Source organism: Ilyomonas limi (assembly GCF_005233845.1).
In the GTDB taxonomy this organism is placed as follows: domain Bacteria; phylum Bacteroidota; class Bacteroidia; order Chitinophagales; family Chitinophagaceae; genus Ilyomonas; species Ilyomonas limi.
Genome location: NZ_SZQL01000013.1, coordinates 13,637 through 28,342 on the forward strand (window position 1 = coordinate 13,637; position 14,706 = coordinate 28,342).

Below are 14,706 nucleotides of genomic sequence, written 5' to 3' on the forward strand. Positions count from 1 at the left end.
ATTGCCAATGCGTGTACCGCCTGCCAGTTTTATATAGTTGTCATTCACATGGTTTTGGCCATATATCCACACATCAAATCTGCCACGAGTTGGTGGTACTGGTGCATGCTTCTATGCCGCCTTTGTCTTTGATGATTTTATCTCAATCCGGCCATATAGATAGATATTGGGCTGCCACACCGGCTTCCGTAGCGGAGTAGATATCCGGTATAATTCAGTCACTTTCAATGGTTTACAAAATGTCAAAGTTTCTTCCCGATGAACTATTTTCGCCCATTCCTTTAATTCTTATGAAACTTCCGACCATCCATTGGCTGACCACGCCGTCTTTTCAACCCGGCGTTAAATCTTTCTTGTCGCTGATTAAAGTTTCCGGCTGTGTACCAGACCGTTGGGCTACATACAATAGTGGTAGAAAGCAGAGGAGTTTTTTCATATAGCTTATTATTTTTTACAATCGTTTGTTTTAGCTCTGTTATTAACCATTTTGTGATTGGATTGATCTGTTGTTGAAGGCTCGTCGGCACCTCAAATTCATCAACAGCCTTTTGGTTAACTTTTTCGAAGATACATTATAACATAAATATCATCACTCAACAATGTTCTTTTTTCTGAATTCACCTGGTGTATGATGCCGGGATAAAGAACTGGAACACGCGCGTACCATCACGGGGAAAATCGACGCCGAAACAAAGGCATTAAGATCAGCCACCATCAACAAAATAGTAGAGCGAAATAAACCCATGGAGAATATAGAAACAGGCGTGCTGGTGGATATGATGATTTCGTACCGGAACATGGAAGCGTTCAACGATATGATGAAATTTATAAGACAGTCGCCGCGTTATGTCCTGAGTACGGTAATGGTGCAGGAGCAATATGCTTTTGCATTAAACCGTGCTGGTAATAAAAAGATCCGGCAGATGAAGTACTGATTAAAGCGGCAGAAGATGTACTGCGAAAACTGGAAGCAGAAGGAAAGGCTAGTAGTGAAACATATGGCATCTGGGGTAGAGTTTATAAACACAAATCTGACCAGGCTCATAAGCAGGGAAATATCGGTGAAGCTAAAGTGCGTTGAAAGAATGCATTGAAATATTACGGTAAAGGGTTTGAAGCTGACATACGTAATGCATACCCTGGTGTAAACTACATTACCTGCCTGGAACTGTCTGGTGACAGAACAAAAGCTATGCGTTTGGTACCGGCGGCAGAGTGTGCCGTTTTAGCGAAAATGAAGCGCAAAAAACCGGATTATTGGGATTATGCCACATTGCCGGAACTGGCAGTAATTGAAAACCGGCTGGGAGGAGCCGAAGAATATTACTGGAAAGCCAAACCACTGGCTGTAGCAAACTGAATGTTTGGAACCACAAAAGATTATTTAGATAAAATCATCAGTTTTTACAAAGAGTGGGTGAAGAAACAGCAGGTATTGGAAAAATTACCGGAATGCTTGCTTAAACAGTTAAAAGCTGCATGCACTTAATTGGTTGCCCACAAAGACACCGGGATCACTAAGTTTAACAAAGAAGAATAAGAACATTTTTTATGTATATTACTCCATTTAACGCGTGGTAACTCTTTATTCTTAAAAATCTGCACAATTTTTAGGAAAGAAAAGTATGTAAAAGGTGGTAATTAATAGGTATCGGCTGGCTACAACAATACTTTATACGCCACCCAAATCAGCACCTGCACTGTTATGCCCATACACAAAGTTGCCACACTATACACCTTTAATGTTGCAGCCGTTTGCAGGTTGGAAAAGCGGCTGATGACCCAAAAATAAGCATCGTTGGCATGGCTTACAACCATACTTCCGGCACCCATGCTTAAGATGGCTAATGTAATACCCGGGTGCGACGCTAAACCTAAATGTGTAAGCAGCGGCGCCACGAGCGAAGAAGCAGTGATAATCGCCACCGTAGTAGAACCTTGCGCTGTTTTTAAGACCGCCGTAATCAAAAACGGGAAGAAAATACCAAGCGACAAACCACTCATCAATTCTCCTAAATTTTTACCCATGCCCGTTGCCTGCAATACTTCGCCAAACATACCACCTGCAGCAATAATGGACAGTATCATACCGGCTTTTTCTACACCTTCGGTCAGCCAGTGTGAAAGGTCCTTTTTGTGTGTTTTATCAATTAGTAATAATGTACATACAACACCCAATATCAATGCTATCACCGGCTCGCCTGCAAAAGAGAGCAACTGCAATAACAGGCTTTGTTTTACGTCTTCCGGCAATACAAAAAGCATTACAATCGATTTTGCAGCAATCAATGCAATAGGTAAAATAATGGGTAAAAAAGACGTGCCTGCAGGCGGTAGATTTTTTACAGCTATATGCGGTACTTCGGGCTCTATGTAAGCATGTGTTATTGCTCTTCCACGCGTTACACTTATTATATACCCTATTAATGCTGCAGGTATAGCCAGCACAATTCCCCACAACATCACCATGCCTATATCTCCGCCTGCGGTACCCACTGCTGCCGTTATACCCGGGTGGGGTGGTACCAGGCAATGTACGGCATACAAAGCAGTCCCCAAAGCAGCAGCCATTATCGGCATTTTGCTATTTGTCCTTTGCACAAGCGAATGATTTAAACCACTCAATACCACAAAGCCGCTGTCACAAAAGATAGGTAAGCCAATAATAAAGCCGGTGATGGCAATAGCAGCCGGTGCATTTTTTTCTTTTACTTTTTTAAGAATAAAAGTTGCCATACTTGCAGTAGCACCGGTTTTCTCCAGTATTACCCCCAGGATAGTTCCGAGAATGATGAGCAAGCCTATTTTCTGCATGGTGTCGCCAAACCCTCTTTTAAGGGTATCTGCCAATGTATTTAATGGCAAATCACTCAGCAAGCCAACACTTAACGCAGCCATTAGCAAGGCCACAAAGGCATTCACTTTTTTGTAAGCCGTAAGCCATACAATAAAAGCAATAGCAGCAATGAGCAGGAATAGAAGGTAATAAGTAGATGTCATGTATTTGGTATGCTAATATACAATTGCCAGCATTATGTCCATCACATTGGTTTGTGTAGCGCCGGTGATGATAAGACCACCTGTTTGTTCAAAAAAATGGTAAGCATCGCATTGGCGCAGGTAATCTTCAATAAATAATTTTTTCTGCAAAGCAATGCTTAGTGTTTCTCTATTGCCTATTGCGCCGGCTGCATTGGTTGGTCCATCTGTACCATCGGTTCCACCACTTAAAATAAACACATCAGTAGCATCATTGCTATCAGATAATGCATGCAAAGCAGCCAGTACAAAATGCTGGTTTCTGCCACCTTTCCCATTGCCCGTTACCTTTACAATAGTTTCGCCACCTTGTATGATGCAGGTAGGTTTGGTGCCTTTATACTGCTGCGCAACATGAACCAGTTTTGCCGCTTCTTCTTCCGCATTGCCGGTGACTAATTCGCTATTTGTATAAACAGCATAAGCTAACTTACCTGCTTTCGTTGCTGCTGCCTGCACTGCCATTACATTATTGCCAATAATTGCATTAGCTGTATGTTGAAAAATACAATCATTGGGCACTGGTGTGTCTGCAATGATACCATTAATGCCATTCTTGATATGCCTGTAGATGCTGTTGGGCAAATGATGAAGGAGGTGGTATTTTACAAGAATAGTATATGCATCATCAAACGTAGTGCTATCGCCGGCAGTTGGTCCGCTGGCAATGATACTTACATCATCGCTTGGCACATCGCTGATGATGAGCGAAAATACTTTTGCACCACTACAATACCTGATCAATTGTCCGCCTTTAATGGACGACAAATGTTTACGAACAGTGTTGACTTCCTGTATAGTAGCGCCGCATTTTATTAGCTTATCAAATGTTGTTTGTATTTCTTCCAATGTAATACCTTCCGGCACATCGCACCACAAAGCAGAAGCACCGCCGCTTAACAAACAAATAACTATATCTTCTTCCGTTGTTTTTGCAAGTAATTGTACGGTTTGTTCAACTGCCATTACACACTGCTCATCAGGTACCGGGTGTGCCCCTTCTATCACCTTTATTTTTTTGCATGGCAATGCATGTTGATATTTGGTAACAACCAATCCTTCTGTTATAAAGTCTCCCATTATCCTTTCTGTTGCCACCGCCATAGCAGCGGCTGCCTTACCGGCACCAATAACATAGATATGATTAAAAGAACTAACCGCAAATGTTTGATTGCAAATAGTTATATCCTCTTTAGTTGCCGATAAATGCAATGGCAGCAACTGTGCAGGCTGAACGGCTGCTACTGCGGCATTAAAAATGATAAGCGCATCCTGGCTCGCATTCATTCAACCTTTGTTTAGGTAATAAAAGTAGTGGTTAAGTGTTGGATTTGTGAAATGTTCGTGGTGATATTCAATTAATCTGTCTTTTGTTGCGGAAATGTATTTTTCATAACAAATTTACCACTCGCATCAGCACTATAAAGCAATTGAAAATGGTATAAATGTATCAGCGATATGAGTCGTTTTTTGTAGCATGCGTCTTAAACGGTGAGTTGAGGAAGAAGAAAAAAGTCAAAACTGTTTCACAAGTTTATTTCATTTGACAGTAAATAAAAGCTAACAAAAAAGACGAGTATTACTCCACCTTTTTATATTTAAGTATTTCATCAGAATTGCATTTGAAGTATAAATAAGGTATAATGCGCTTGCAGTATAAATGGGCAGTAGTAATAATTTTGTACACTTATACATGCATTATACGGCTAACGTGTTAGCGAGATAAAACTATATTGCCCTTACACAGAGATAAAATAAAATGGGCTTAGCAATACAGCACCAATCAATGAAATTACAAAGGCATTTTATTTATTTACTTCAAGGGTATTGATGGTGCTGCCGCAAAGCCCGCTTGCACTTACACCTTGTACTACAATGGCGTATCTTCCTGGCAAATCGGACGTGTAAAAGGAGTAAACTTCTTCTTTGCTGCCCTGCAATCGTACATCAGGATTCCAGTACAATACATTCCGGAAATCGGGCTTGTGTAATAATGTATTATCATTATATACCGGCGCATAAAATTCTCTTTTCAACTGCAATGCTTCGTAGTCCACTACCACAGCAGCAGGATTCAATTCGTAGCTGGCCAGATCGCCGTTATAGGTTTTCCAGTTCAGGATTCCATCAAAGGAAGAGGCTCCTAAAAAGTACTTCTTTTGTACCACTTCCAGGCTCTTCACTTTCAAAGGATCAACCTCCAGCAATGTATTTAAATTAACAATAGGCACGCCATCAAACAATACTAACGGGTCGTTTGTAAAGGGTACATCATGCCCCTTATCAAAAACCTGCAGATGGTATTTACCGCTTCTTTTAGTAACATTAACCATTGCCACATATTCGCGCAGCACTTCTTCCATTGTTGAAAAACGGGTATAATTGTCAAGATTATATTTGGAATCGGGCGTAGTATAAAATGGCGTAGTGTCTATGGCAGGTAAGTAAAACTGATTTAACTGATTGGCAGCATATATATTTCGCACCTGCATGTTGATGCTTTGTTCCAATAAAGTATTGGGGTATGCTTCTGGCAAATGAAATATAGGAATGGCAGTAGCAGTATAAGTGGTGCTGAATGGATTATCTATCTGAATTTTATAATTTTCGCCTTGTTCTTTTGCCTGTGCAATTACTTCAGATGAACCATAAAAGTTTTCCATTTCAAACCTTACCATACCATTTGTATCACTTACGGCAGGAACAAATTGTGTTTTTAAGCCCGGAACAGAAAGATACGTTTCTATTTCCTGCTGAGGTTTTCCTGTTATGCGGTTAGTTACTTTTCCGGTGATAACATGCCCGTTATATTCGGGCACGTACGTAAACATGGGCTTGTTATTTTTCAGAACATCTTCCCATTTAAACCGGCTCCAGCCATTAATGAGCAACAGGTTGTCAAGGTCTTCATCCGCTTGCTTGTTTTGCTTTGTAAAATAATACGATGCGTCTTCTATATAACCTTTAAGGCCAGAAGTAAGCAACAAGTAAGCAGCAATAGTATTTTCGTCAATAGATTGAATGGAATCTAAGCGATACACCGCCATCGAAAGGTTTGCAGTATCATTTGTTTTAAGGTTGGGAGAAGAAACAGTGATATTTACCTTACTTCTTGTTGCATATTCATTTTGCGAAGCCAGTAATCTGATGTTTAGAGTTGTATCTGGTCTTTTAAAATACGCCCGTTCGCAAAGCGGCTGCCGGTCGGCATTAAAAAGGGTAAGATGAGCAATACCAGCTCTCAATGCCGATTGGTTAAACGTAAACACCGTACTGCCGTTTTGCAAGGTACTTTGTTCGGCAACTTGTATAGCTGCTCCTGTATGCACCAGCAAATACACTGCCCCGGCGTTACTGCTATTCGATTGCACATGCACTTTTACTTTATCGCCTGCATTATACACCTGCATTACCGTTCCGGTTGAATACGCTGTTGGCAATGTTTTACTAACTGTCCTGCCATCGTTGGTCCGTACAATGGCTGTGTAAGTATGATTACTTACAGGTGTAAGTTTAAAGTAGCCCATACCTACATGGCCTGTTGCAAATTGTGCTATGGTATCTCCGTTATCAATAATAGCTCCACGAGCAGGTACGCCTTTGCCGCTGTTGTCCATTACTTTAAAAGCAATCTTGTTTTCTAACCCTGCAACGAGATTGCCGCCTTCGGGAAAAAACTGAACGTCGTAAGCAACTGCCGTTTCCTGTTGCGGACGTTCTGCAACCTTCTGAACATTGACAATGGTAATTATCTTCTCAAAAAAACAATCTGCTCCGGCATTCTTCATCCAATTGGTATAAGCCCTTAATTTATAATTACCAGAGTGGAGTGTGAGCGGCAAATACACCGAACCATTTCCATTGCCGCCTTCCATAGCAATTTTTGCCTGCAAAACAGGCGTATTATTGGTATCCAAAATTTCTGCATACGCTACTTTACTTAGATCTATCGGCTTATGCAATGTTATATCTACTGCGTACACTTTAAACCACAATATTTCGCCCGCGAGATAAAAATTTTTATCTGTGTGCACAAACAGTTGCTCAATACTGGTATGTTTAAAATACCGGTTGAATGACGCAGTAAGCGTATTCAGATTATCCTGGCAAAAGGATGTTATTGCTACTGTTTGAAGCAGCAGCAACAAGGCAGTTTTACGTAGCGATTTTTTAAGACGGAAAATAAAATACATTGCTATGAGTCAGTTAGTATATAAAGATCAATTTATGGCCAGAATAGGGGTTTTACATTGGTACCGCGCAATGTGCAATCCACACATATAGGGTCGGCAACGTAGTAAGATTTAATAGAATTACGTCCTATGTACTCATACACATGCGTAGGCATAAGAAACGGGTCGTAATTTTCAGGTTTATTCTCTACAACTTCTTCGCTGCAGGGTATAGTTTGCGGCCAGTTAGTAAGCTCTTTGTTGTTAATAAATAATTTTGCTACCTGCTCCTGCGTTACATCTACAAAGCCAACCACCTGTTGCGAAGGATTGGTAATGCAATGCACATTGCCGCCTAATTCTGATGGCTGCGGATCGAAAATAGTACCCAACTGTTCAGTATTCTTCTTTAGCTTTTGTTTAAAAAGATAGGCTTCGTGGCTCAAAGCATATTGCCGTACTTCTATATAATATAAAATACTCAGCTCACCCCCCTTCGGTTCTATATAACGGATAGGCAGGAACACCTTATCCTCACTCAATTTTTCCGTAGAGGTGAGAAGGATGTTTGATGGAGTTTGTGTTCGCCAGCATTTAAAAATAGACGTATCTGCATTGGGCAGCTCAGTTACACCAATAATTTTACTGGAAACGGGATCTATAACGTACGTTATCCTTTTAATAAAAGGTGATTGAAACTCCCATGTTTCCGAATACTTGTGCTGGTAATATCTTGTAGTGTTGGTAGCATCATGTGCATTTACATAAATCTGCACACCACCATTCTCCACTTTCCAACTGATACTGTCAATGGGTGGTGTTTGTTTTACCGCTGTAAAATCAGAAATGTATTCATCGCCGTTTGTGGTGGTAATGTGTATTCTGTATTTTAATGCAGGATTTAAAAATAAATTATCCGAGACATAATTACCGCTGTCTCTTTCATACAGCGGATAAGTTGCATTGCTCTCATCTTCTATTTTTACTTGTGCATTGTGCTCATAAATAGTAGCAGCAGAATCAACAAGTTTGGTGGTACGTGTAAGTTTGATGGTACTTGCACCGTTGCCGCTGTTGATAAAACCCTCTACTACCAGGTAACCCGTAACAGCAGATGTCACCGGCGGATTGAACACTTCTTTACAAGCAAAGAACAGTAATACAGCTATAATAGGAATGTATATTTTTTTCATCATGACTGCTTTTTAAAGTTACAAGCTATTAGCATCAGGCTGCAAGCATCAATGCAATACCTATGGTCCATCGCTTGTAACATATTTTAAAACCGTACATTATAATTGATAAACGGAATAGCACTACCGAAAATAGAAAGCTTGTAACCATTCACTACACCATTCTCCGAAACAAAATATACCGAATACGGATTTTTTCTTCCGGTTACATTATACACGCCAATCGTCCATGAGTTATGAAACCGCTGGTGCACCTTATGATTGCCTTCTATATTCATCGAGAAATCGGTACGGAAATAATCGGGTATTCTATAAGCATTTCTATCGGCATATAACGTTCTGTAAGCACCTTCATAATAAAACCTGCCAACAGGTAAAGTGATAGGTCTGCCGGTACTATAGGTCGCATTCAACGATACGCTAAAACGATGTGTAAACCGGTAATTGCCAATAAAAGTAACATCGTGCGGCTTATCGTAATTGGCGGGGTAATACCTGCCACCATTAATCACTTCGCCAGCTGCAGGGTCATCCATTTTTAGCAATGTGCGAGAATATGTATAACTAATCCAGCCATTCATTTTGCCGGTTAGTTTTTTTACAAGCAGTTCTACACCATACGCTTTGCCTTTGGTATTGATAACATCTGTTTCTATATGATGATTAAGCACTAGTACAGCGCCGCTTTTATAATCGAGGTAATCTTTTATTCTTTTGTAATACACCTCAACAGACGTTTCAATGGTATTGGATTTTAAATTTTTATACAGCCCCAATGATATTTGGTCACCATATTGCGGCTTAATATTCGGATCACTCAATTTCCAAATATCGGTGGGCGCCATGGCTGCGGTATTGGAAAGCACATGAATATATTGGCGCTGGGTATTGTAGCCCGCTTTTAAAGAAAAGGCTGGCGAAAAGGCATATCTGCCCGACAGCCGCACTTCGGGGCCTCCATACGTTTTAATGAACTTTGCACTACTATACACTGTTTTACCGGTCATATTATCTTCGGTTTTTGGTTGTCCATCCACATAGTGGTTGACCGTGGACGGACCAAGATAATTGAACAGGGAATAACGCAATCCACCTTCAATGGAAAAGGCTGTATTGAAATTGTATTTATCACTGATATACAAAGCACTCTCCAACGCCTGCTCCGGCTGCATTGCATCCAGGTTTACTAACGAGGATTTGCCCAGTGGTTTATAAGTGCCGGGATGCAGTTTGTAGTAATTGGTGTTGAAGCCAAATTCAATAGTTTGCTTTGCACTTTTGTAGTAGTTAAAATGCGTTCTAAAATATCCCTGGTTAATGTTAAAACCAAGTGTATAAGCATTCACCGGATTTCTATCGCTGAAAATGGAGTAATCATACCGGTCGAAACCGGTGGTTATAAGTGTATAAAATTTATCGTTGAAAAGATGTTTCCATTTAAATGAAACATTTTGATTGCTATATGCATACACAGTATCGCTGTTGAGATTGAAGCGGTCTTTGCTCAAATAACCAGTCAAATAAATGGTATTCTTTTTATTGATTTCATGGTTAATGTTCAAGTTAATATCATAAAAGCCAGCTTTACTCTCTTTGTACTGATCGGGCAATAAGTTGAGCAGCCAATCGGCATACGTAGCTCTTGCACCAATAATAAAAGAAGATTTATCTTTCTTCAACGGACCTTCCAGATTAAACCGGCTGGTTAATAACCCAATACCAGCGGTGCCGCTGAGGTCTTTTTTATTGCCTTCGCGACTGTTGATTGCTAACACCGATGATAACCGTCCGCCATACCTGGCAGGGATACTCGCTTTATACAATTCCACATCCTTTACAACTTCTGGATTGAAGGCGGAAAACAGTCCAAAAAAATGGGAAGGATTATAAATGGTGGCATCGTTAAATAATATCAGGTTTTGGTCGGCAGCGCCGCCTCTTACATTCAATCCGGTACTTGCTTCGCCCACCGATTTTACACCCGGCATGGTAAGCACTACTTTCAGTACATCGGCTTCGCCAAATACTACCGGCACTTGTTTGATGGTTTTAATATCTATTTTCTGCATACCCATTTGCAGGCTCTTAATATTACTTGCCTTTTCCGATGAAACAATTACGCGCTTCAACGCCATCACCTGTGGTTGCATGTCAATATTAATGGTACCATCTCCCTGCACCAAAACCTGTCTCTTTGTATCACGCATCCCAATGCTTTGCAATACCATTGTATGGTGCCCTTTTGGTAATGTAAGCAGAAAATAACCATACTGGTCGGTTGTTGTACCAGCCTTACTATCCTGGTCAGATACAGAAGCACCCATTACCGGCTCACCTGTTTTAGCATCTTTTATATAACCTGCAATCGTAAACCGATCTGTGCTATTTCCAGCGTTCCCGCCAATAATAATCAACTTGTTTTCAGCAGCGCTGCTTTTACTCTCTGCAGTATTGGAAGTGATATCAGGTATAGTATTAGCGACTGCACCTTTATCATCTCCTTTACCTGAGAAAAAACCTTGCGGCAATGTTGTTTGTACCTGTAATCCTTTAGTGATGAAAACATTATTTTTATGGAAAGCATAATAAATATTGGTGTTTGCAAAAGCCTTATCCAGCACTGTTTTCAATGGTTGACTGGCAGCAGTAATATTAATTTTTACAGCACCTAACTGAGCAGTATCGAAATAAAAATGGTAATGGGTTTGCTGTTCAAGCTGCACGAGAAAAGAATCAACCGGCACATTTTTAAAATCGCCGCTTACAAGCGGGGAATCAGCCTGCTGACTTATTGCAGCGGAACAGAAACTCAGGCAAACAAAAATGATTATATATACAAATGTTTTCATTGCTTAAGGGATATGCAATAGCAGTTATTTGTTTGTTAGTTGATCGTAATAAGCAGCAATTTTAATCAGTGACATCTCTTTTGCCCGGCGAAAATTCAGCTTGTTTTTCCTGATGTACTGCTGCATCTCTTTTTTATTGTCTTTAGTTATATCCAACACATCATGTTTACTGTTTATAACAAAAAAAGTACTTCCGCTTTTGATAAAGTATTCATTCTGTTCATCAATTCTTCGCCTTATACCTTCCGTCAGCGTAATACTCTCCAGCACTTTTTTTGTTTGCTTTTTATACACACTCATATTGCCTTTATACAGCACATCATAAAAGCCGTTGCGTATAGGAGACTTGCCCAAACTGTCTTGCACCAACTTTACAAAATGGTGGTTCAGCAGGCTAAAACCGGCAACTTTTTCATTATTTAGTTGTATTTTATTAGTACCGGAAGCATCTATTATCACCACAGCTTCTTTTACTTCATCATATAAAAGCGGAATATTGTGGTACAACATATTATCATACTCAACAGTGCCGGTACTAAACTGCGATGTTTCAAAAAAAGGAAGGCCTTCGTTGATGGTATAAGCATAATCCACATACTCAATACCATTGTACAGGTTGGTTTCGGGGAAGAGTTGTTGGTGATAATTATTAATGGCATTGCGGATGGCGATTGCAGTATTGGAAGTATCTGCTGTACTGTTTTGTGCATAGAGTATGTTGGTAAAAGCCAGAAAGAAAAACAATACAATTGCCTTCCAAAATATGTTCAATGGCAAAGTTATTTTCATTAGTTGTGGTAAGTAATGGATGAATAAAGCAAGCAATCTCTAAGCGTTAATCTCTCTTCTATTCCAAACCGTTAAAGTAGTGAAATAGATTAAAAGATAAAAATAAACTCGCCATACAATAGCAGAAAACGGGTAAACCTGTTATAATGGGTCTATTTGAAAATGGATACATCTATTATACTAAACAATTCTATCTACATACTACATAGCTTGCGGTTTAAGCCGTGGCTGAAGAAGACAGCAGACATCATAAACCGTTTCAACGGTTTCAAATTAAATAAACAATACTAACCTACTCAATTCCTTTGTTTAATTACACAATCAATTCAACGCTTTCGCTTATCCATTAATATATCAGTTCAGTTTTGGTCATTGCCGAAGTTATCCTGATTAGAAATAAATAATTCAAAAGTTCCCTTTTATCCCCATCCAATTATTTATCTATAAACAGGAACATATTTTTTACCTATTCAATGCTCAGGAATTACTCTGACTCTAATATGGGATAACCTTTATCTATCCAATCTTTCTTTATATTATCAGGCAAATTCAGCAGGTAATAATTTGTGAAGTTCATTGCTTTCAAAACATTAATAGCAGGCCGCACATTCGGGCAATGTTCAAAAGGACAACAGCCGCAATAAATAATAATTTTCCGGTCCTTTGGTAAATCTTTTAACTGCGTTTTCAATCTATTCAATCCTGCTGTTTCGCTCGCCATTCCTGCATGAATAGAGTTGGGAATAACAGCACCGGGGCCTACACTAATGATAACAGGCAGATCTTTTTTTGCATTGATTGTATCAGCCAATGCCGATGGTTCTACCAATTGATTACTCGTCCAGTTTACCGGGTTTTGGGCATAACTGTTATCCACAAAAAATAATACAGCTATTACAACAATCAGCTTTATAATTAACCGCTTTTTCATTCCTCAAATGTCATTAAAAATATAGTTGCAGGCATTATTGCCATTGTAATTATTATATAAAAAGAAGTACTGCTTGTACCATTTTGGTGCACGACAATATGTGTTGTTGCATGTGGATAATTCTCTCCATTCTTAAATGCACCTGATCAACACTTAAAAAACCTTTAGGCAATTACAGCCTCAAATAATTAACTAAACTCGTACGCTCAATTATAGAACCCAATATAAAACCGTTCTTTTTACCTTTACTATTCTTACCTGCTGTTTTTTTTGTCAGCAGCAGGGTGCGTCGGCAAACAACAACTCGAAAAATGAATTTTAAGACAGTGTATCGGCACAAGTACTTTCCCCAAAATACTCCGCTGCCCACCAGTTGATGGCTTCTTTTACAACTGGCAATACTGCCAATCTGAACAACTTTTGGACATACCTGCTAAGTGAATTGCATTACAAAACCAACAAACCCGGTACGCTTGTTTTAAAACCTGCAAAAAATAGTTTATTTACCTGTTTTTATAAGTACGATAAGGCAAATGAACAGTTGGCGCCAGGCATAACCGTTAACCTGAACTGTAACCGCGATGGCAGCAACCTACAGTCAACTTTTATAACAGGCTCCGCTGATTTGCTGAACGAAATTTTTGTACATTATTTTGGCGGAGTAATGAAAGCTATTACTCCTGAAAAAGGAGGATTTATTACAACATATACGCAAACAGATGAAGTAAGGCTGTTTTCTGATAAAATTATGATTCAGCCGCTGCACCATGTGGTTAGTATGGAGTAAGCCAATCAGGCTAAGCTTTATCTGTAACCGGTGTTCTTTCAATTCAAGCGCAAAAGAAACGGATACAAACAGGTGCTTTTTTTGCACACAGTAGAATAGAAGTAACTGTAAAAACTACTAATAATTATTAAGCTTCACTGCTTACTTCCACTTCCAGCAATTCTTCCACAGCTATTGGCACCCTGCTTAGCAGTTTTTCTTCCAACAAGTCGGCAAAGGTTTCAAAGTACAGAATCACATCTTCGCGCATGTTTTTCTTCAACCATCTAAAGCCACCCGGCAGAGCCTTTAGCACCTTCCTATCTTCCAGGTACTTAATATTATGAATGTCGGTAGGCGTAAGTCCAATATTTTCCAGCCGGTGAATCAAAAGGCTTACCGGCGCATTCGTGGCATCGCAATATTCCTCTGCCAGTTCGGTCCACTCGCCGGTGCCCGTGTGTGCATATCGCAAAATCTCACCCCTCGTTAATGGCGTAACTGCCTGCAGCAGATTGCCGCAATTGCAGGCGCCGTGATTACCCCAGGCATAATGCGCCCCGTTTCGCAGGCGCGCAGCAGTGGTACGCAGTGCCGTTATTAATGTTGTATTTGCGTATGCCATGGCATTATTTTTTGCAAATTTAAAATATTATAATATTAAAATAAATCGCCCGCCTTATCAGTCCATTTGTTACAGCAACGCCCTTCACTTCCGTGTTAAATCAGGAACATATTTTACTACAAATTTTTATGGACGGTAGGTTTTGAGGTAAAAACGGTTCGGCTGTTTCCCAAACGGCAAATTAATCTGCGGCTTTAAAACCACAAAACGGGACAAATAATGGAAGTTTTGTTTAAAAAAATACAACTTCAGGCTAAAAAAGTATATTCCCTCAGAGTGTGCAAGCTATACATTATTTTTTTTCAACTTTTTTGTTAAATAATGCAATGAAATACTAATTTT

At 39.7% G+C, this 14,706-nt stretch carries 11 protein-coding genes; 3 read left to right on the top strand and 8 right to left on the bottom strand.

The genetic code is table 11. From position 1 onward, the window contains the following. Positions 1 to 713 precede the first annotated feature (713 nt). Together FC093_RS15500 and FC093_RS15505 are read left to right on the top strand one after the other, a co-directional pair. Positions 714 to 935 (top strand): DUF4071 domain-containing protein, encoded by a 222-nt coding sequence (locus FC093_RS15500; protein ID WP_262711028.1) that lies wholly within the window; start codon positions 714 to 716, stop codon positions 933 to 935. A 155-nt stretch (positions 936 to 1,090) separates the two neighbouring features. Beyond that, positions 1,091 to 1,360, top strand: a complete 270-nt coding sequence (locus tag FC093_RS15505; RefSeq protein WP_137262720.1) for a TRAFs-binding domain-containing protein — start codon at positions 1,091 to 1,093, stop codon at positions 1,358 to 1,360. A gap of 299 nt (positions 1,361 to 1,659) precedes the next feature. Here the strand turns inward: FC093_RS15505 and FC093_RS15510 are convergent, their stop codons facing one another. The 7 genes from FC093_RS15510 to FC093_RS15540 form a co-directional block, all read right to left on the bottom strand. After that, entirely contained in the window at positions 1,660 to 3,000 is a 1,341-nt protein-coding gene (locus tag FC093_RS15510) for a GntP family permease (protein WP_137262721.1), read from the bottom strand. A gap of 12 nt (positions 3,001 to 3,012) precedes the next feature. Then, complete coding sequence (locus FC093_RS15515; RefSeq protein ID WP_137262722.1) at positions 3,013 to 4,326, bottom strand: glycerate kinase type-2 family protein; 1,314 nt, start codon at positions 4,324 to 4,326, stop codon at positions 3,013 to 3,015. A 518-nt stretch (positions 4,327 to 4,844) separates the two neighbouring features. Next, a complete protein-coding gene (locus tag FC093_RS15520; protein ID WP_137262723.1) occupies positions 4,845 to 7,232 on the bottom strand; it encodes a hypothetical protein in 2,388 nt (795 codons plus the stop codon). Positions 7,233 to 7,264: 32 nt separating this feature from the next. Next, positions 7,265 to 8,407: a DUF4249 domain-containing protein gene (locus FC093_RS15525; RefSeq protein WP_137262724.1), complete on the bottom strand. Its 1,143-nt coding sequence runs from the start codon at positions 8,405 to 8,407 to the stop codon at positions 7,265 to 7,267. A gap of 83 nt (positions 8,408 to 8,490) precedes the next feature. Next, positions 8,491 to 11,253 (bottom strand): TonB-dependent receptor, encoded by a 2,763-nt coding sequence (locus tag FC093_RS15530; RefSeq protein WP_137262725.1) that lies wholly within the window; start codon positions 11,251 to 11,253, stop codon positions 8,491 to 8,493. A gap of 24 nt (positions 11,254 to 11,277) precedes the next feature. Further along, positions 11,278 to 12,042, bottom strand: a complete 765-nt coding sequence (locus tag FC093_RS15535) for a hypothetical protein (protein ID WP_137262726.1) — start codon at positions 12,040 to 12,042, stop codon at positions 11,278 to 11,280. A 484-nt stretch (positions 12,043 to 12,526) separates the two neighbouring features. After that, entirely contained in the window at positions 12,527 to 12,973 is a 447-nt protein-coding gene (locus FC093_RS15540; RefSeq protein WP_137262727.1) for a rhodanese-like domain-containing protein, read from the bottom strand. A gap of 376 nt (positions 12,974 to 13,349) precedes the next feature. On the opposite strand from FC093_RS15540, the gene FC093_RS15545 reads away from it, so the two are divergent. Next, the gene (locus FC093_RS15545) at positions 13,350 to 13,760 is read left to right on the top strand and encodes a hypothetical protein (protein WP_137262728.1); all 411 of its coding nucleotides are present in this window, start codon (positions 13,350 to 13,352) and stop codon (positions 13,758 to 13,760) included. Between the two features lie 127 nt (positions 13,761 to 13,887). Here the strand turns inward: FC093_RS15545 and FC093_RS15550 are convergent, their stop codons facing one another. Further along, positions 13,888 to 14,364, bottom strand: a complete 477-nt coding sequence (locus FC093_RS15550; protein WP_137262729.1) for a hypothetical protein — start codon at positions 14,362 to 14,364, stop codon at positions 13,888 to 13,890. Positions 14,365 to 14,706 lie beyond the last annotated feature (342 nt).